Raw genomic sequence first — 18,256 nt, 5'->3', positions numbered from 1 at the left:
GGACAAAGAAAAAGCCGTCAGTGAATGCTGACGGCTTTTAACTTTACAACTGGTGGTATGGCGGGACTCGGAAATATCGCTGTATGCCGCATATTTGCTTGATATCGTTGCTGTGAAAATGAAATCGTATCCCTAAACGTATACCTAAAACTCTTCGCTGCCCCCCTTTGGCGGTGGATTTTGCAGCGTGGGGCAGCCCACCAGATGACACGCCCGACACCGCTACGGGACAGGGGCGATTTGAAAAATGTAGATAGATGTAGTTGCCCCCGGTTTTTGCCGGCCCGACTACAAAACCGGCCGCCACGCCGCCGGTATCGGTGGCACCCACTGGAAAAGCGTTTTTGATTGTCTACGGCTATCAGGTGAACGGTTCACCGGTGCACCAGTTCACTAACCCCAATGGGGCGTAGCTGGCGCGGTAACGGGGTCCGAATTACCCGCACACTAGAACCCCAGGAAGGACCCGCTGCCCATCGCCCGGTTTCGCCCACGTGCGGCCACGATGGTTTCCCCCGACGCCATGCTGGCAGGCGAATGCCGCCCCACCTCACCGACAGGGCGAAACGATCAAGGGGGCGGATAACTGAAACGTTATCCACCCCCATCGATCGGCGCACCATACCCCCTGTTTAGACCCCCCCCTACTAATTTTGGGGTTCCATAAATGTTCACCTAGGCACACGGTCTCGGTGTTGGGGTCGCCAGACTTTCAGCCCCCCTACCCCTTGCCATATCGTTGCCGTTGCCCCGTGGTACAACTTGGCCCCAGCCCGGCCGGCAGGGATGGCAGCGAAGCCGGCGTGCGTTGGCGTTTCGATGCGCAGGATGTAATGACCGGGGTAAGCCAATTGCCAGAAGTCGAAACGATCGGTCACGGGTAGGGCATGGGTGCGGGCCAGGTGCAGTAGCGCATCCATGAAGCCCGAACCTTGCTCGGACAGTTGCCGCAGGATGAACGATCGTTCCGACCCGGTGCACTCGTAATGGTCGGCGACCTGCCCGGCGATCTCTCGCCACAACGACCACTCGACAGCCGTCAAATCAGCAGCGCGAAGGGGCTCTTGCGGGCTGGCCCGTAGCGCGTTTTCCTCGGGGGTAGGCGTTTTTGTGGTGTCAGAAGTGTCAGAGGTGTCAGGGCCTTGATCTATAAGGGTTTTTCCTCTGACACGTACCGTGTCATCAGGTGTCAGAGGTGTCAGAAAATCACCCTCCGTCACGCCGGGCAGAACCGGGCTTAGGTCGTTGATCCAATTGAGAAAACCAGCGTTATCAGGCATCATCATCGCCCCCGAGTTGCCACAGCGCAGGCGTCACAACATAGACCCGTGGCGACCCCATGCCGGGTATGCCTTGCGTGCGTGATGCCTTGCCATCCTTGCCCGGCAGCAGCGCGCCCAGATCGAGCAAGAGGCGATTCGCACGCTTCAAATCCACCCCCTTGAGGATCTCGGTTGCCCATGAATTCGGCAGCACGTAATAGGTGGTTTCGCTGCGCTGGCTGCCACTGGCCGTGCCATCGCTGCAAATGATTTCCGTCTTGCGGAAGCCGCAGCGAGCGAGCGTCTTGGGGCCGTGCTCATCGATCACCGCATCCTCTCGATCCCAGCGGGTAAACCGCGCCTCGCCGTGCTGCTCGAAGAACAGCCGCACTTGCCGCAGGATTTGCCGATCCTCTTCGTTGCCCGATCCGCCGCGATGCTTGAGCCAATCAACGTACAGCGCGCCCATGGCTTGCCATGCCATTTGTGCCGGCCAGCCAGTCAGCCCCGCAGCGCTTGCGGTTTCGCCCGCGAACGCGACCAAGCCGAAGTAGTTGGCGGCATGGCGCGCTTGGCCCGATGCGCCGGCAGGCACGAAGGCAGCAGCGAAGGCGGTGAGGGCTTTTTCCAGTTGCCGGCGCAGATCGTCCGCATTCACGCTGGCGAGCGTTTCCAGCCAGGCCAGACCGACGACGCCGTGTTGCTGGTCGGCGGTCTTGGCAATGGCCTCACACAGCGCCGGATGATCGGCAAAGCTGTGCAGTTCATCAAAGGCACCGTGGCGGCGTTCGGCACTCACATGCAGCAGCCGGGCCAACTGGCCGGCGTTGACCGGGACGCCGTGCATTTTCAGGTAATCGGCGACCGAGTGCTCGCCGTTCGAGAGCACAAAGCAGCGCCAGCGCGTCATCGCCCGCAAACCGCCATCAGCCCGCCCCCGGCTTTTGCCTTGGCCCTGACTGAGCATGTACACCACGGCCGCCACGTCAGATGCCTTGGCGCGGCCGATCTCATCCAGAATCAGCGGCAGATCGTTATGCGCTTCGAGCTGGGCTTCCGCCCCGGTGGCGGTGGTTTGCCACGATTTCTCGTAACGACTGGGTGATGCGCCGGGGGCGATGGTGGTAATGGTCATTGCGCGCCCCCGTGTTCAGTGGTGCGGCTGGCGATGAACGCCGCCACGTCGGCGCGACGGTAGAACACTTTGCCGTTGCGCTTGATATACGCCGGGCCGCTGCCACGGCAACGCCAGGTCGCAAGGGTGGACGTGGTGACGCCGATCGCATCGGCGGCGGCGGTGGGGGTGAATAAATCGGGTTGCATGGTTAAGGCTTCTCCAAACGAAAAAACCCGCCACAAGGGCGGGTTTGGACGCAAAAAAGCCGGCGCGCAAATGCGGGCCGGCGGTTTGGTGACAGTAGAAAACAAAAAAGCCCGCTTGCGGCGGGCTGGGTTCGGTTACTTCATGGGGGCTTCAAATCTTCAGGGCGAACAAAAACGCCCTTACTCGGGTGGACACACGGGTTTAGCGGCGCATTTCCCGGTAACGCCCATTCGTTAAGAATGGTTGGTAAGGCTTTCGCGCAGGGGGCGTCTTGACGCAATTTCTCACTGTGCAGGACGGATGATGAAAGTTTTCACGCCAATTTGCAATCCCCGCAAAGCCACGTTGAGCCGATGGGCACTGCTAAAGATTGGCTAGGCTTAGCGCAGACAACAAAAAACCCGGCTGCCTAAGCTCCGGGTTTGTTTTGGCGCAGTAACTCACTGTGCAGAACGGAGGCTAAAAGATAACACGTCAATTTGCAATCCCCGCAAAGCCACGTTGAGCCGATGGGCACTGCCAAAGATTGGCTAGGGTAGCGTAGACAACAAACAACCCCGCATGCGAAAGCACCGGGGTTGTTTGGACGCAGCTACACAGGCTGATGAGCGGAGGCTAAAAGATAACACGTCAATTTGCAATCCCCGCAAAGCCACGTTGAGCCGATGGCACTGCCAAAGATTGGCTAGGGTAGCGTAGACAACAAACAACCCCGCGTGCAAAAGCACCGGGGTTGTTTGGACGCAGCTACACAGGCTGATGAACGGAGACTAAAAGATTTCAAGCCAACATGCAATCCAGATCAAGCCGCAGAAGGCCAGCGAGTGGAATGCCAAGAGTTTCGGCCGCTGGAGCCGGCGGTGGGACGCTGGGATGCAATGCCAAGAGTTTCGGGCGCTGGAGCCGGCGGTGGGACGGCCAGATGCAATGCCAAGAGTTTCGAGCGCTGGAGCCGGCGGTGGGACGCTGGGATGCAATGCCAAGAGTTTCGGCCGCTGGAGCTGGCGGCGGGCTGCCAGATGCAATGCCAAGAGTTTCAGGCGCTGGAGCTGGCGGTGGGACGGCCAGATGCAATGCCAAGAGTTTCAGGCGCTGGAGCCGGCGGTGGGACGGCCAGATGCAATGCCAAGAGTTTCAGGCGCTGGAGCTGGCGGTGGGACGGCCAGATGGAATGCCAAGAGTTTCGGCCGCTGGAGCCGGCGGTGGGACGGCCAGATGCAATGCCAAGAGTTTCAGGCGCTGGAGCTGGCGGTGGGACGGCCAGATGGAATGCCAAGAGTTTCGGCCGCTGGAGCCGGCGGTGGGACGGCCAGATGCAATGCCAAGAGTTTCAGGCGCTGGAGCTGGCGGTGGGACGGCCAGATGGAATGCCAAGAGTTTCGGCCGCTGGAGCCGGCGGTGGGACGCCGAGATGCAATGGCAAGAGTTTCAGCCGCTGGAGCCGGCGGGAGAACGCCGAGATGCAAATTGGTATTAAAGCTTCGTCGAAAATCGCGCTGCTCGGGCGGGCAGGGGAAAGGCCATTCGCGGCCGATTTTTGCTGCCTTGCGGGGGCGACCGCCAAGCGGCAAAACCAAGAGTCAAGCATTCGCGCGGGTTTGCGCGGTAACGGCATCACTGCGTTCTGACACCTCTGACACCAGATGACACATTCGGTGTCAGATAAAAACCCTTGTAAATCAACGTTCTGACACCTCTGACACTTCTGACACCACAAAAATGCCGGGGGCGATGGCGGCAAAAGTGCGAAAAATCCGAACTGGTATTAAATCCGCCGGGTCGCCGCGAGTCTGTTTCCGTGCTGGCATGGTCTTACTTTATTTTTAGATACGCCTATATCCCGTAGAGGTGTCACGGGTGTCATCTTGCCGACCGATCAGGCGGCCTTGCCCTTGTGCAGTGGTACGACGTTGCCGCCGTGCTCGGCGAAATCGTGAGGCGCGATGTACTCGCCGCCGTTGGCGTCGAGATAGTCCGCCCACCATTGCAGCATCCGTTGCCGCTCTTCGAGGTACTGGGCCTTGTGCATGTAGGCGGCCCGCACCTTGTCCTGATCGTCGTGGCCGACGTGGCGCTCAATGGCGTCGCGGCTCCATAGGCCCGATTCGTTCAAGCTGCTGATGACCATCGTTCGGAATCCATGCAGGCAAATATCGGCCTTGGTGTCGTAACCGATGGTGCGCAGTAGCCGGTTCACGGTGCCGCTGCTGATGGGCTTGCCATGAATGCGCCCAGCGAAGACAAACTCTTCCTTGCTCGATAGCGCCCGCACGTCGTGCAGCAGCGCCAGCGTTTGCCGGGTCAGGTAGACGAGGCGTTCACGGCGCATTTTCTCGCCGCGCCCGGAGTAGGCGACGCCTTCAATCTCGTCACGTTCGGGTGGGATTGTCCAGATGCCGCGCGTCAAATCAAACTCGCCCCAGCGGGCAAACATGAATTCGGATTCACGCGCCGCCGTCAGCATGGCGAAGCGTGCGGCGTGGCGCGACATGATCGGGCCGGCGCTCGATTCAATACGTCGCAGCAGCTCCGGCAGGCGTTCCAGTGGCAAGGCGGGGCGGTGGGTTGTCTTGGGCGTGGCGATCGCGCCGCGCAGGTCTTGGCCGGGGTTGTGGCTGATGCGGCCAGTCTGTACCGCGTGGCGCATGATCGCGGCGACGTACTGGGTCACATCCTCAGCCAGGCTTAACGTTCCCTTTGCCTCGATGGCGCGCAGCGGGTGCAGCAGGGTTGCCGTTTTCAGCGTGTCGATCGGGTAGCGGCCCAGCGTGGGGAACAGATTGGTTTCCAGTCTGCGCAGTACGCGGGCCGCGTGATGCTCGCCCCACTTGCCGGCGCGTAGCACCTTGGCGTGCCATTCGCGGGCGACGGCTTCAAAACTGTTTTCGGCAGCCTCGGCGGCGGCCAGCTTGGCTTGCTGCTTGTGCAGGATGGGGTCTATCCCGCTGGCGAGCTGCGCACGGGCTTCGTCACGCTTGGCGCGTGCGTCGGACAGCGAGAGTGCCGGGTAGTCGCCGAAAGCGGTCAGGCCCGGCTTGCCGCTGGGCTTGGTGAACTTGAAGCGCCATGACTTGCTGCCCGTGGCCTTCACCAGCAGGAACAGGCCACCGCCATCGAACAGCGAAAAATCTTTCTCTCGCGGCTTGGCGTTGCGGCAATCGGTATCGGTCAGGGGCTTGGTGGTGCGGGCCATTGGTATACGCCAGAAATCGTATACCTAAGCGTATACCTAAAACTTCTGGCTGCCAATGGCGCGGGCTGGACGCGCTGGGAACAAAAAACCCCCGGAAGCTAGGCTTTTCGGGGGTTTGATGTACTTCCTAGGAAGCCCTAGGAAGGTTGACTGGTGGCTATGGCGGGACTCGAACCTGCGACCCCAGCATTATGAGTGCTGTGCTCTAACCGACTGAGCTACATAGCCAAGAGGACGGCATATTGTCGGGAATCTGCTTTGCTGTCAAGCATTACAGCTTGTGTGAATCATCCCGGCCGCCAAAACCGGGCAGCAGGGCGGTTAGTTCGAGAGCCTTGCTGAAGGCAATGGCCTTGAAAAGATCGCCCATTTCGGCCGGGCTGGTAAGCTTTTGTACTGCGGCGACCTGGGCCAGATAAGCCGGGTGATCGGTGCCGAGCGCGGCCAGTTTAGCCAGCAGGCCGGCGTCGAGCAGGTATTGCGCCTGCGGGGCATAGCCTTCCAGTGCGAGGCCGGCGGCGTCGGCGGCACGGTAGACGGCGGAGAAATCGACGTGGCAGGTCAGATCGGTCAGGCCCGGCCAGAAGAACGGGTCGTGCACCGTGTGGTGGCGATAGTGGCCGATCAGCGTGCCCATGTGGCGCTCGGGGTGATAATACTCGGCGTGGGCAAAGCCGTAGTCGAGCCACAGCACCGCACCGGCGCTGAGCATGGCGGCGCTGCTGCCGATGAACGCGTGCATCTCCGGCTGGATTTCGGTGGTATAGCCCACGGGTAGATCAAGTGCGCTGGCGAGTGTATGCAGCGGGCCAGCGGTGAGCGGCCGGTCCTGCCAGCCGAAGCCGTGGCCCTGCCAGATCACGCCGCGCTCAAACAGTGTGCCAGCATCATCGTGATGCACGAGCGCGCAGGGCATGGCGTCGAGGACTTCATTGCCGATGATGAAACCGCTGAAGGACTCGGGCAGCACATCCAGCCAGGTCACCCGATCAAGCAGGTGTGGTGCGCTAGCCGCGATGGTGGTGCGCTGGCGCTCACGTAGTTCACCCGAGAGATCAACGATGCAATACCGCGTCGGCAATCGTTCGAGGTGTTCGAGCTCAAGCAGGATTTGCACGGCGAGTTTGCCGGTGCCGGCGCCGAATTCGAGTACGTCACCCGGTGTGCCTTGGGCGTCAAGCGCGGCGAGTGCCACGGCGGCGGTTTCGGCGACACAGGCGCCGAACAGCGGCGAGAGTTCGGGTGACGTGACAAAATCACCGTCGGCACCGAACTTGGTTGCGCCGCCCGAGTAGTAACCGAGACCCGGGCTGTACAGCGCCAGGCGCATGTAATCGGCAAACGGTAGCCAGCCGCCGGCATCGACGATGGCGTTGCGGATGCGCTCGACCAGGGCCGCGCTGGCGGCGGCGGCGTCCGCGCCGGGCGCGGGCAGTTGCGGTGTATTCATGACGACAGCAGAATTCCGGCAGGACAAACGATCATTGTAATTGGTTGCGGCAAGGCTGCATGTGCCGCACATGCGAAGGGGAGGCGATGAGTCACGACAAGGTGGTCCTGGTGACCGGTGCGGCCAGGCGCGTTGGCGCCGGGCTGGTGCGCTATTTGCACGCGCAAGGCTGGCGGGTGGTGATCCACCATCGCAGCAGCGCTGAGGCCGCGGCGGTGCTGGCGGGTGAACTGAACGCGCGGCGTGCCGCTTCGGCCGTCGTGGTGCAGCTCGATCTGCTCGATTGCGCCCGTTTGCCCGAGCTCGTCGATGCGGCGCTCACGGCGTTTGGCCGGCTGGATGCGCTGATCAACAACGCCTCGTCGTTTTACCCGACGCCGGTCGGCGAATTCACCGAGGCGGCCTGGGCCGATCTGCTGGGCTCGAACCTGAAAGCGCCGTTGTTTCTGGCGCAAGCCGCCGTGCCAGCACTGGCTGAAACCGGCGGTTGCATTATCAGCATTGCCGATATCCATGCCGATCGGCCGTATCCGGGGCTGATGCTGTACACGGTCGCGAAGGCCGGGCTGGTGGCCATGACGCGCGGTCTGGCGCGCGAGCTGGCGCCCAGGGTGCGCGTCAATGCGGTCGCGCCGGGGGCGAATCTGTGGCCCGACGGTATCGAGGTGTTCGACGCCGCCGAGCGCGAGCGCATTCTGGCGACGATTCCGCTGGCACGCGCCGGCACGCCCGATGATCTGGCGCAGGCGATCGCTTTTTTGCTTGATGCGAGCTACCTGACCGGGGTGATTCTGCCGGTCGATGGCGGGCGCAGCGTGGTGTTGTGAATTGCGGTAAAATCGTCGCCAATTCAATCATCTACGACGGGGCGCAGCGCGCCCCGTCGGCATTCATCCATGACCCAGCACACCGCAAATGAAACCGGCGCCGTGGCCGATACCGACAAGAAAGCCCAGCTCAATCTCAACAAGCTGACCAAGTGGTTGCGTCACGCCGCTGGTGACGCGATCAACGATTTCAACATGATCGAACCCGGCGACAAGATCATGGTGTGCCTGTCCGGCGGCAAGGACAGCTACACCATGCTCGACATCCTGCTGGGGCTGCAGAAATCGGCACCGATCGATTTTTCGATTGTCGCGGTCAACCTCGACCAGAAGCAGCCGGGCTTCCCCGAGCACGTGCTGCCCGACTATCTGCAAAGCATCGGTGTCGACTACCGCATCATCGAGGAAGACACCTACAGCATCGTCAAGAAGCTGGTGCCCGAGGGCAAGACCACCTGTAGCCTGTGTTCGCGCCTGCGTCGCGGCATCCTCTACCGCGTGGCCGACGAGCTGGGGGCGACCAAGATCGCACTGGGCCATCATCGTGAGGACATCCTCGAAACGCTGTTCCTGAACATGTTCTACGGCGGCAAGCTCAAGGCGATGCCGCCCAAGCTGGTATCGGATGATGGCAAGCACGTGGTGATCCGGCCGCTGGCGTATTGCCGCGAGAAGGACATCGTCAAGTATTCGCAGGCCAGGGGCTTTCCGATCATTCCGTGCAATCTCTGCGGCAGCCAGCCGAACCTGCAACGCGGCGTGGTCGGCGAGATGATTGCCGATTGGGACAAGCGTTTTCCGGGGCGGATCGAGAGCATGTTCCGCGCCTTGCGCAATGTGGTGCCCAGCCATCTGGCCGACCCCAAGCTGTACAACTTCGTCGGCGCCAAGGCCGACGGCATTGCGCGTGCCGACGGCGACAAGGCTTTCGACCGCGATACCTTCAGCGAGCCGAACACGATCAATATCCTCGCCAACAAACCGGCCGACATTGGCGGTTGCGGGGGCGACTGATGCTGTTCCGTTCCAAGCGTTTTTCCAGCCGGCCCGATGATGAGCTGCTGGTGGATATCTCCGAAGAGTTCGGGATCCGCAAACTGCATTTCGGTCATGACGACACCCAGAGCGCGATGCGCATCTCCGACCCGATCGAACTGGTGCTGGCGTATTCGCGCTGCGTGTTCGCTGCGCTGCTGTTCGTACCGTCACCCAAGCGGATGCTGTTGATCGGCCTCGGCGGCGGTTCGGTGGCGAAATGGGCCTACGCCAAGCTGCCCGAGACGCGGATCACCTGTGTCGAACTGCATGCGCAGGTGATCAATGTGGCGCGGTCGATGTTTTCGCTGCCGATGGATGACGAGCGGCTTGAGGTGATTGCCGGCGACGGCGCCGCCCACCTCGTCGGCATGGACGACGACAGCAGCGATTTCATCGTCATGGATGCGTATTCGGCCACCGGCATCGCGCCGCCCTTGGCAACGACCGAGTTCTTTGCCGCTTGTCGCGACAAGTTGAGCGACGACGGCGTGCTCGCGGTCAATCTGTGGGGTTCGGACAAGCGTTTCCAGCAGTATTGCGAGCGGCTCTCCGGCGTATTCGACGGCCATCTGCTGCTGCTGCCGGCCCGGCAGAAGGGCAATGTGATTGCGTTTGCGTTCAAGAAGGGCCAGGGCGAGCCGCGCTGGGCGGCGCTGTCGCAGCGCGCCACCGAGCTTGAAGCGGCCTACGGGCTGGAGTTCTCCGAGTTTGTCGCCGATCTGGCGCGCCTCAATCCGCATAACGACCGCAAGCTTTTCGTCTGAGCACACGGCCGCGTTCGCCGCAGGCTTTGCATTGCCGGTATCGGCCGGGCGCAAAGTTTGCTTGCCGGACGACGGCCCGTGGCGACGAGGGCGTTCCCAAGGAACGCCGGATGTGGAAAAATCGGTGCTAACAGAAGTTTAAAAGGTAAGACTATGCTCGACCGTGACGGCTATCGCCCGAACGTCGGCATCATCATCATCAACCGTCAAAACGAGGTGTTCTGGGGCAAGCGCGTGCGCGAGCATTCCTGGCAGTTCCCGCAGGGCGGCATCAAGCAGGGTGAATCCCCGGAAGAGGCCATGTTCCGCGAACTGATGGAGGAAACGGGGCTCGCCCCCGAGCATGTGCAGATCCTCGGCCGTACCCGTGACTGGTTGAAGTACGATGTGCCGACCCACTGGGTTCGACGCGAATGGCGTGGAACCTACAAGGGCCAGAAGCAGATCTGGTTCCTGCTGCGGCTGGTGGGCCGCGATACCGATGTGTGCCTGCGTCGCACCACGCATCCGGAGTTCGATGCCTGGCGCTGGAGCGACTACTGGTCGCCGCTGGAGGCCGTGATCGATTTCAAGCGTGGCGTGTATGAAGCCGCCTTGTCCGAATTGGTGCGCTTTATCGGCGCCGAATCGGCTCGCCGGATTTCGCACTGACAATGGGCGTGAATCACATCCGGCTAACGCCGCGGACCGCATGAGCGGCCGCGGCGTTTTTCCGTCCGAGGCGCACTGGCGCTCGCTGGCGTTATTCAACGTCTTCCGTTTGCTGGCCGCGCTGGGCTTGTTCGCCAGCATTGGCTGGCGTGCGCGCTTCGCGCAGGCCGATACCGGCAGCTACGATGCCTTCGTGGTGCTGGCGATCGCCGAGGTCGTGCTGTCGGTGCTTTTCGCCTTCGGTATTTATCGGCGCAAGCCGGCATTTCAGACTCAGCTGTCGATTCAGGCGGTGACCGATATCGTCTTTCTGGTGGCGCTGATGCACCTGATGGGCGGGATCAAAAGCGGTCTGGGGATTCTGCTGCTGCCTTATCTGGCCGCTGCCGGGCTGATTTCTCGCGGCCGGATGACGCTGTTTCATGCCGCCGTTGCCAGTCTGGCGCTGCTGGGCGAACAGATGTGGCAATCGCTGTCCGGACAGGGCGGTAGCGACGATTTCTTGGTGCCGGCCTTGCTGTGCATGGCCTGTTTCGCCTTTGCGTGGCTGGCGCACCGATTGGCCGGTTTTGCCCGCGAGAGCGAGGCACTGGCAGAGCAGCGCGGCATCGATCTGGAAAACCTCGGTCAGCTGAATGCGCGCATCCTGCAGGACGTCTCGGATGGCGTCATCGTCGTTGACCAGCATGATCAATTACGCCAGTTCAACGCTCAGGCGCAGCGCTTGATCGATGCGCCGCTGATCGCCGGCCAGCCGCTCAACGCCTTGCCGGTGCTGGCGCGCTCGCTGGGCGCGTGGCGGCGCGATCCCGGCCAGCCGGCGACGCTGCTGCAACTTGAAGGTGCCTATAAAACCCTGCGCCCGCGCTTCGTGCCGCTCGGTCCCGATCCGGACGGCAGCGTGCTCGTTTACCTTGAAGACATGGACAGGCTGCGACGCGAGGCGCAGCAGCTCAAGCTCGCCGCACTTGGCCGGCTGACCGCCAATCTGGCGCACGAAATCCGCAATCCGCTCGGTGCCATCAGCCATGCTGGCCAGTTGCTGAGGGAAGAGGCCGGTGATGATCCGCTGATGCAGAAGCTGACCCGTATCATCGGCGACAACGCCCACCGGCTGGAGCGGATGGTCAAGGACGTGCTTGAGCTGAACCGTCGCGACCGGATCGAGATGCGCCCGGTGGCACTGGCGCCTTGGCTGTCGGCGTTTATCGACGAGTTCTGTCAGGTGGAGCGGATTACCATGCCCATCGCGTGCGATTGTCCCGATGAGGCCGTCGTGCCGTTCGACCCGGGCCATCTGCATCAGGTACTGTGGAATCTGCTGCGCAACGGCTGGCGCTATTGCAGCAAGGCGCCCGGCAGTCTGAGCCTGCGCATCATGCTGCTCGACGGGCACTGGCAGCTTGACGTCGACAACGATGGCCCGCCGGTCGCGCGCGACGCGCTGACGCAATTGTTCGAACCGTTTTTCACCACCGAGTCCAAGGGCACCGGGCTGGGTCTGTATATTGCACGCGAGATCTGCGCTGCCAACGCCGCGCGGCTTGAATATGTGCAGCTGCCGCCGCCTTCGGGCGTGCGCTTTCGGATTGTATTCGGAATGAACGATGGCCAGGAAACCCCGTAACAACCGCCGCGTCCTCGTCGTGGACGACGAAGCCGATCTCGCCGATCTGCTTGAGCTGACGCTGGTGAAGCTTGGCCTCGATGTCGACAAGGCCAACAACGTCGCCTCGGCGCGAGGGCTGCTCGACACGCGTAACTACGACCTTGTGCTGACCGACATGCGCATGCCCGATGGTGAGGGACTCGATCTGCTGCGCCATGTGCAGAGCGCGCGGCTCGATGTGCCGATCGCGGTGATCACTGCCTACGGTAGTACCGACAACGCCGTTGCGGCGCTCAAGGCCGGGGCGTTTGATTATCTGGCCAAGCCGGTCTCGCTGGATCAGTTGCGCACCCTGGTCAAATCCGCCTTGCGGCTCGATGATGACGCCGAGCCGCTGCCGCAAGACGGCGACCGCCCCTTGCTGGGCGATTCCGCCGCGATCCGCCAGGTACACGAGCTGGTGGGCAAACTCGCCAGGAGTCAGGCGCCGGTCTACGTCACCGGCGAATCCGGTAGCGGCAAGGAGCGTGCGGCGCGGCTGATCCACGCCCAGTCGGCGCGTACCGACAAGGCGTTTATCGCGGTGAACTGCGGCGCGATTCCGGAGAACCTGGTCGAGAGCGAATTCTTCGGCTATCGCAAGGGCGCGTTCACCGGCGCCGATAGCGACCGGGACGGATTTTTCCAGGCGGCCAACGGCGGCACGCTGTTCCTCGACGAGGTCGCCGATCTGCCGCTGGCGATGCAGGTCAAGCTGCTGCGGGTGATTCAGGAGCGCAAGGTACGCAAAGTGGGTAGCACCATCGAGGAAGCCGTCGACGTGCGGCTGATCTCGGCCACCCACCAGAATCTGGCCGATTGCGTCGAGGCGGGTCGCTTCCGGCTCGATCTGTATTACCGGCTCAATGTGATCGAGCTGAAAATGCCACCGCTGCGCGAGATGGCCGACGATATTGTCTTGCTGGCCCGGCACATCCTGGCGCGGCTGGCGGCAAACAACGGCGTTGATGCACCGCTGTTCGCTGCGGAATCGCTGGCGGCGCTGTCGCGCTATCACTTCCCCGGCAATGTGCGCGAGCTGGAGAACATGCTCGAGCGCGCGCTGGCGCTGTCCGATGGCGCGACGATCACGCCGTACGATCTGCAGCTTGACCGTGAAGATGTCGAACTCGTCGATGCCGATGGCGGTGGCCTGCAGGATTATCTGGATCGGCTGGAGAAACAGGCCATTCTGGAAACGATAGAAAAAACCAACGGCAACCGTACCCAGGCGGCCAAGTTGCTCGGGGTGACCTTCCGCAGCCTGCGCTACCGGATGGACAGACTCGGCCTCGCCGGCAAGGTCGAGGCATGAGCTGGCAGATCGACGAAGCCGGCTGGTGCGACACGGCGATCGCGGTGCCTAGCCCCAATTGCGACGCACGCCCCGACGGCGCCGAGATCAATCTGCTGGTGGTGCACAACATCAGCCTGCCGGCCGGTCAGTTTGGCGGGGATCACGTGCTGCGGCTGTTTACCAACCGGATCGATCCGCAGGCCGCGCCCGGTTACGACGAGTTGGCCCGGCTGCGGGTGTCGGCGCATTTCTTCATCCGCCGCGATGGCACGGTGCTGCAATTCGTGCCGACGACGGCGCGGGCCTGGCATGCCGGGGTGTCGTCATGGCGTGATCGTCCCGGTTGCAACGACGTATCGATCGGCGTCGAGCTCGAAGGCAGCGATCTGCACGTTTTCGAGAACATCCAGTACGACGCGCTGATCCTGCTGGCTGCTGCATTGCGCATGCGCCATCCTGTGAAGGAGGTCGTCGGGCATTGTGATATCGCGCCGCTGCGTAAAACCGATCCGGGTCCTTATTTCGACTGGACTCGAATCCATGCAGCTTTGCCACAGCTCAAGGTCGCGCCGCTTGCCGCATAACGTACCGGGGCTATAATCGGCGGCCAATTCGTAGGGGTAGTTTCAATGAGCAGTACATCGCAGGGCAATGAGCAGTCAAAAACGAACGGACTGATGCTGGCTGCGCTCGGCGTGGTGTACGGCGATATCGGCACCAGCCCGCTCTACACCTTGCGGGAGGGGCTGAACGGCCACATCCCGCTGGCGATCAACCCGGAAAATGTCCTCGGCATGCTGTCGATGATTTTCTGGGGGTTGATGCTGGTTGTCTCGCTCAAATACGTGATCATCATCCTGCGCGCCGACAACCGTGGCGAAGGCGGGATTCTGGCGCTGCTGGCGCTGGCGCTGCGGCAATTGAAAACGGGTAGCCGCAAGGCCAAGGTGCTGACCGCACTGGGGATTTTCGGCGCGGCGCTGTTCTACGGCGACAGCATGATTACCCCGGCCGTTTCGGTACTCTCTGCGCTGGAAGGCATCGGTATCGTCTCGCACACCTTCGAGCCCTACATCATCCCGATCACCATCGGTGTGCTGGTCGGCCTGTTCGCGATGCAACGCCACGGCACCGCCTCGGTCGGCAAGCTGTTCGGCCCGGTGATGCTGCTGTGGTTCACGGTGCTCGGCGCCCTCGGTGCCTGGCATGTGTTCCTGAACCCGACGGTATTGCATGCGCTGAACCCGTATTACGCCTTCCAGTTCATTGTGGATAACCCCAGGCAGGCCTTCTTCCTGCTTGGCGCGGTCGTGCTGGCGCTGACCGGGGCCGAGGCGCTTTACGCCGACATGGGCCATTTCGGCCGTCCCGCCATCAGCCGCGCCTGGTTCTCCTTTGTGCTGCCAGCGCTGACGCTCAATTATTTTGGTCAGGGCGCCTTGCTGCTCTCCGACCCGAGCACGATCAAGAACCCCTTCTTCCTGCTGGCCCCGAGCTGGGGTCTGGTGCCGCTGGTGGTGCTGGCGACCTTTGCCACGGTGATCGCCTCACAGGCGGTGATTTCGGGGGCGTATTCGATGACCAACCAGGCGGTGCACCTTGGCTTCTGCCCGCGTATGGACATCCTGCATACCTCGGAAACCGAGAAGGGCCAGATTTACATGCCCGGGATCAACTGGTTCTTGCTGGTTGCGGTGATCCTGCTGGTACTGGGCTTCCGCTCCTCCGGCAGTCTGGCTTCGGCCTACGGCTTTGCGGTGACCTGCACGATGCTGATCACCACGATGCTGGCCTTTGCTGTCGTGGGGCATATCTTCGGCGGTTGGCGCAAATGGCTGGCCATCGCTTCGCTGCTGGTGCTGCTGGTCGTCGATACGCTGCTGTTCTCGGCCAATGCGGTGAAAGTCTTCGAAGGCGGCTGGTTCCCGCTGATGGTTGGTCTTGCTGCATTCACGCTGATGATGACCTGGAAGCGCGGGCGCAAGCTGCTGTACGAGCGCCTGCTTGCCGGCGAGCTGCCGCTTGAGGGCTTTGTCGAAAGCCTCGAAGCGTCGCCGCCGACCCGGGTCGAAGGTGTCGCGGTATTCATGACCGCCAGCGCCGATTCGGTGCCGCATGCGCTGTTGCACAACCTCAAGCACAACAAGGTATTGCATGACCAGGTGGTGTTCCTGACGGTCAGAACCGCCGACATCCCCTTCGTGGCCAAGCGCGAACGCGTGGTCGTGCGCCGGCTCGGCGAGCACTTCTTCCAGATCATCGCCACCTACGGCTTCAAGGAAGACCAGAGCGTGCCGGAGGTGCTGGCGCAGGTTGAAACGCTGCAGGCCGAACTGCGTTTTGACCCGATGCAAACCTCGTTCTTCCTGTCGCGCGAAACCATCGTCGAAGCGAAGTACCCGGCGATGAGTTTCTGGCGTCGCAAGATCTTCTCGCTGATGAACCGCAACGCCACACGGGCGACGCAGTTCTTCAAGATCCCGCCGAACCGCGTGGTTGAGATGGGGACGCAAGTCGAGCTTTGATCGACGTTCCAGAGTAAAGAAACGGCGACCTGAGGGTCGCCGTTGTCGTTTCAGCGTTGGCGCGACCAGCGCTCGGCCAGCGCCGCGAGGTCGGGTATTTGCCAGTCGGCCCAGGCGCAACGGCGGCTACCCTTGCGGATCAGCACCGTGGCCATGCCGAGCCGGCGTGCCGGTTTGAGATTGGCGGCGGTGTCTTCAACCAGCACGCAGCGATGTGGATCAAGTCGCCAGCGACGCAACAGCATGTGGTAGCCATGCGGCTGCGGCTTGGGGGCGTAGCCGGCCGATTCGATCGCGAACACACCGTCGAAGCTGCGGTCTATGCCCAGCGCGGCCAGCATCGTTTCGGCGTAATCCTGCGGGCCGTTGGTGAACAGGTATTTGCGTCCGGGCAGCCGGGCCAGCGTGCGCTTGAGCCTGGGCATCGGGTGCAACTGATCGGTGAGCATATCAAGCGGATGGCTGTGCGCAAGGAATTGCCGCGGATCGACGTGTGGATGGTGGCGAATCAAGCCGAGCAGCGTGGCGCCGTAACGATGCCAGTAGGCGACGCGCAGCTTTGATGCATCGGCCTCGGTGAGCGTCAGCGCGTCGGCGATAAAGCCGGTCATCGCCGTGTCTATGGTCGGAAAGGCGTGGCGGCTGGCGTCATGCAGGGTGTTGTCGAGGTCGAACAGCCAGATCGGCGAGCAGGGTAGCGGCATGGGGGGGCGCCCGGCTGCCGCCGGGACAAATCAACGGTGGATGTAATAAACCAGTTGGTCGATGGTGAACTGCTGGTCGGCAATGGTTTCGCGCACCAGATCGCCGATCGACAGTACGCCGAGCACCTTGTCGTTTTCAATCACCGGCAAATGGCGGATGCGTTTTTCGGTGATCAGTGCCATGCATTCATCGACGGTCGACGAGGGCGGTACACAGATCAACTTGCGGGTCATGATTTCGGACACCGGCGTCGCGGCCGAGGTCTTGCCCATCAGCACGACCTTGCGGGCGTAATCGCGTTCGGAAAACATGCCGACGAGGCTGTCGCCCTCCATCACCAGTAGTGCGCCGATGTTCATTTCGGCGAGCAATTGCAGTGCCTGGTAGACGGTGGCTTGGGGTTCGATCGACAGCGTGCCGGAAATTTTTTTCTCGGCAAGGATATGGCGGGCGGTTTTCAAGGGTGGCTCCTGGATGTCGAGTCAGCCGCGGCGGGTGCGGTTCCTTCCAATCTAGTCACCGCCCGTCCACTTGCAAGCCTGCGGCAGCGTATCGTTGCGTCCACGCCCCGTTTTTATCCGGGGCATGGACGCATCAGTCGGCGCGAATCATGGTGCCGACGCCCTGGCTCGTCAGCACTTCCAGCAGCAGCGCGTGCTTTACCCGGCCATCGATAATGTGCACCGAATTCACGCCCTTCTTGGCCGCATCGAGTGCCGAGGCGATTTTCGGCAGCATGCCGCCGGAGATCGTGCCATCGGCAAACAGCGCATCGATTTTCTTGGCGGTGAGCCCGGTCAGCAACTGGCCCTGCTTGTCGAGTACGCCGGGCGTATTGGTCATCAGGATCAGCTTTTCGGCTTTCAGCGTTTCGGCGAGCTTGCCGGCGACCAGATCGGCGTTGATGTTGTAGCTCTCGCCGCCAGCACCGACGCCGATCGGCGCGATCACCGGAATGAAGTCGGCCGCATCCAGATGCGCCACGATGGTCGCGTCGATGCTGTCGATCTCGCCGACCTGGCCGATATCGACGGTTTCCGCGCCGGCTTCATCCTTCAGGTACAGCTTGTGCGCCTTGATGAAATGGCCGTCCTGGCCGGTCAGGCCGACGGCCTTGCCGCCGTGCTTGTTGATCAGCGAGACGATTTCCTTGTTCACGTGGCCACCGAGCACCATCTCGACCACGTCCATGGTCTCGGCATCGGTCACGCGCATGCCCTGGATGAACTCGCCCTTCTTGCCGATACGGTCAAGCAGGTCGTTGATCTGCGGGCCGCCGCCGTGGACGACGACCGGGTTCATGCCCACCAGTTTCAGCAGCACGACATCGGAAGCGAAGCCTTCCTTGAGCTCTTCGTCGATCATGGCGTTGCCGCCGTACTTGATGACGATGGTCTTGTCGAAAAAAGCCTGGATGTAAGGGAGGGCTTCCGAGAGGATCTCGGCCTTTTCCAGCGGGGAAATCGTGGGCATGACGGCTCCTGACTGCGCGGTAATGCTGGCGATTTTAGCAAAGATGCACCCGCGGTTTCGCGCCATCTGTGCAACAAGGTGTACCGCTTGTTTTGACCG

18 protein-coding genes and 1 tRNA gene are annotated in these 18,256 nt (G+C 62.0%); 10 read left to right on the top strand and 9 right to left on the bottom strand.

What is annotated here, in order from left to right; all coding sequences use genetic code 11:
* Nucleotides 1-671: 671 nt before the first annotated feature.
* From JLC71_RS11255 to JLC71_RS11245, 3 genes are read right to left on the bottom strand one after another with little or no spacing between them, the layout of a single operon-like run.
* Complete coding sequence (locus JLC71_RS11255; protein ID WP_200915509.1) at nt 672-1,280, bottom strand: hypothetical protein; 609 nt, start codon at nt 1,278-1,280, stop codon at nt 672-674.
* A complete protein-coding gene (locus JLC71_RS11250; RefSeq protein ID WP_200915508.1) occupies nt 1,273-2,397 on the bottom strand; it encodes a DUF927 domain-containing protein in 1,125 nt (374 codons plus the stop codon). Before JLC71_RS11250 ends, JLC71_RS11255 begins: the two co-directional genes overlap by 8 nt.
* Nucleotides 2,394-2,585: a helix-turn-helix domain-containing protein gene (locus JLC71_RS11245; RefSeq protein WP_200915507.1), complete on the bottom strand. Its 192-nt coding sequence runs from the start codon at nt 2,583-2,585 to the stop codon at nt 2,394-2,396. The genes JLC71_RS11250 and JLC71_RS11245 overlap by 4 nt, the downstream gene beginning before the upstream one ends.
* On the opposite strand from JLC71_RS11245, the gene JLC71_RS11240 reads away from it, so the two are divergent.
* Both JLC71_RS11240 and JLC71_RS11235 read left to right on the top strand, forming a co-directional pair.
* Complete coding sequence (locus tag JLC71_RS11240) at nt 2,584-2,823, top strand: hypothetical protein (RefSeq protein WP_200915506.1); 240 nt, start codon at nt 2,584-2,586, stop codon at nt 2,821-2,823. The genes JLC71_RS11245 and JLC71_RS11240 overlap by 2 nt on opposite strands.
* A 1,223-nt stretch (nt 2,824-4,046) precedes the next feature.
* Entirely contained in the window at nt 4,047-4,214 is a 168-nt protein-coding gene (locus JLC71_RS11235; RefSeq protein ID WP_200915505.1) for a hypothetical protein, read from the top strand.
* Between the two features lie 248 nt (nt 4,215-4,462).
* On the opposite strand, the gene JLC71_RS11230 is transcribed toward JLC71_RS11235, so the two are convergent.
* The 3 genes from JLC71_RS11230 to JLC71_RS11220 form a co-directional block, all read right to left on the bottom strand.
* Nucleotides 4,463-5,779 (bottom strand): tyrosine-type recombinase/integrase, encoded by a 1,317-nt coding sequence (locus JLC71_RS11230; protein WP_200915504.1) that lies wholly within the window; start codon nt 5,777-5,779, stop codon nt 4,463-4,465.
* 151 nt (nt 5,780-5,930) lie between these two features.
* Nucleotides 5,931-6,007: transfer RNA gene (locus tag JLC71_RS11225), tRNA-Met, on the bottom strand.
* Between the two features lie 43 nt (nt 6,008-6,050).
* Complete coding sequence (locus JLC71_RS11220; protein WP_200915503.1) at nt 6,051-7,229, bottom strand: class I SAM-dependent methyltransferase; 1,179 nt, start codon at nt 7,227-7,229, stop codon at nt 6,051-6,053.
* 86 nt (nt 7,230-7,315) lie between these two features.
* On the opposite strand from JLC71_RS11220, the gene JLC71_RS11215 reads away from it, so the two are divergent.
* The 8 genes from JLC71_RS11215 to JLC71_RS11180 all read left to right on the top strand — a co-directional run bounded on the left by JLC71_RS11215 (nt 7,316) and on the right by JLC71_RS11180 (nt 15,979).
* Nucleotides 7,316-8,056, top strand: coding sequence for a pteridine reductase (locus tag JLC71_RS11215; protein ID WP_200915502.1), 741 nt, complete (start codon nt 7,316-7,318; stop codon nt 8,054-8,056).
* 69 nt (nt 8,057-8,125) lie between these two features.
* Entirely contained in the window at nt 8,126-9,070 is a 945-nt protein-coding gene (gene ttcA, locus JLC71_RS11210) for a tRNA 2-thiocytidine(32) synthetase TtcA (protein ID WP_200915501.1), read from the top strand.
* A complete protein-coding gene (locus JLC71_RS11205) occupies nt 9,070-9,858 on the top strand; it encodes a fused MFS/spermidine synthase (protein WP_200915500.1) in 789 nt (262 codons plus the stop codon). Before ttcA ends, JLC71_RS11205 begins: the two co-directional genes overlap by 1 nt.
* Nucleotides 9,859-10,011: 153 nt before the next feature.
* Nucleotides 10,012-10,509 (top strand): RNA pyrophosphohydrolase, encoded by a 498-nt coding sequence (locus tag JLC71_RS11200; RefSeq protein WP_200915499.1) that lies wholly within the window; start codon nt 10,012-10,014, stop codon nt 10,507-10,509.
* Between the two features lie 40 nt (nt 10,510-10,549).
* Complete coding sequence (locus tag JLC71_RS11195) at nt 10,550-12,136, top strand: sensor histidine kinase (protein ID WP_200915498.1); 1,587 nt, start codon at nt 10,550-10,552, stop codon at nt 12,134-12,136.
* Nucleotides 12,117-13,472 carry a sigma-54-dependent transcriptional regulator gene (locus JLC71_RS11190; protein WP_200915497.1) on the top strand — a complete coding sequence of 452 codons (1,356 nt, stop codon included), beginning with the start codon at nt 12,117-12,119 and terminating at the stop codon, nt 13,470-13,472. The genes JLC71_RS11195 and JLC71_RS11190 overlap by 20 nt, the downstream gene beginning before the upstream one ends.
* On the top strand, nt 13,469-14,038 hold the full coding sequence (gene ampD, locus JLC71_RS11185) for a 1,6-anhydro-N-acetylmuramyl-L-alanine amidase AmpD (protein WP_200915496.1): 570 nt from the start codon (nt 13,469-13,471) through the stop codon (nt 14,036-14,038). Before JLC71_RS11190 ends, ampD begins: the two co-directional genes overlap by 4 nt.
* A gap of 93 nt (nt 14,039-14,131) precedes the next feature.
* On the top strand, nt 14,132-15,979 hold the full coding sequence (locus tag JLC71_RS11180) for a potassium transporter Kup (RefSeq protein ID WP_236250872.1): 1,848 nt from the start codon (nt 14,132-14,134) through the stop codon (nt 15,977-15,979).
* A gap of 50 nt (nt 15,980-16,029) precedes the next feature.
* Here JLC71_RS11180 and JLC71_RS11175 read toward each other — a convergent pair whose 3' ends face one another.
* The 3 genes from JLC71_RS11175 to argB form a co-directional block, all read right to left on the bottom strand.
* Nucleotides 16,030-16,683 (bottom strand): pyrimidine 5'-nucleotidase, encoded by a 654-nt coding sequence (locus JLC71_RS11175; protein WP_200915494.1) that lies wholly within the window; start codon nt 16,681-16,683, stop codon nt 16,030-16,032.
* Nucleotides 16,684-16,713: 30 nt separating this feature from the next.
* On the bottom strand, nt 16,714-17,145 hold the full coding sequence (locus JLC71_RS11170; RefSeq protein ID WP_200915493.1) for a CBS domain-containing protein: 432 nt from the start codon (nt 17,143-17,145) through the stop codon (nt 16,714-16,716).
* Nucleotides 17,146-17,278: 133 nt separating this feature from the next.
* Nucleotides 17,279-18,157 carry an acetylglutamate kinase gene (gene argB, locus JLC71_RS11165; protein ID WP_200915492.1) on the bottom strand — a complete coding sequence of 293 codons (879 nt, stop codon included), beginning with the start codon at nt 18,155-18,157 and terminating at the stop codon, nt 17,279-17,281.
* Between the last annotated feature and the right edge of the window lie 99 nt (nt 18,158-18,256).

This window comes from Jeongeupia sp. HS-3, assembly GCF_015140455.1.
Lineage (GTDB): Bacteria > Pseudomonadota > Gammaproteobacteria > Burkholderiales > Chitinibacteraceae > Jeongeupia.
Note: the sequence above shows the minus strand (reverse complement) of the source record. Positions and strands in the feature narration are given on the sequence as shown.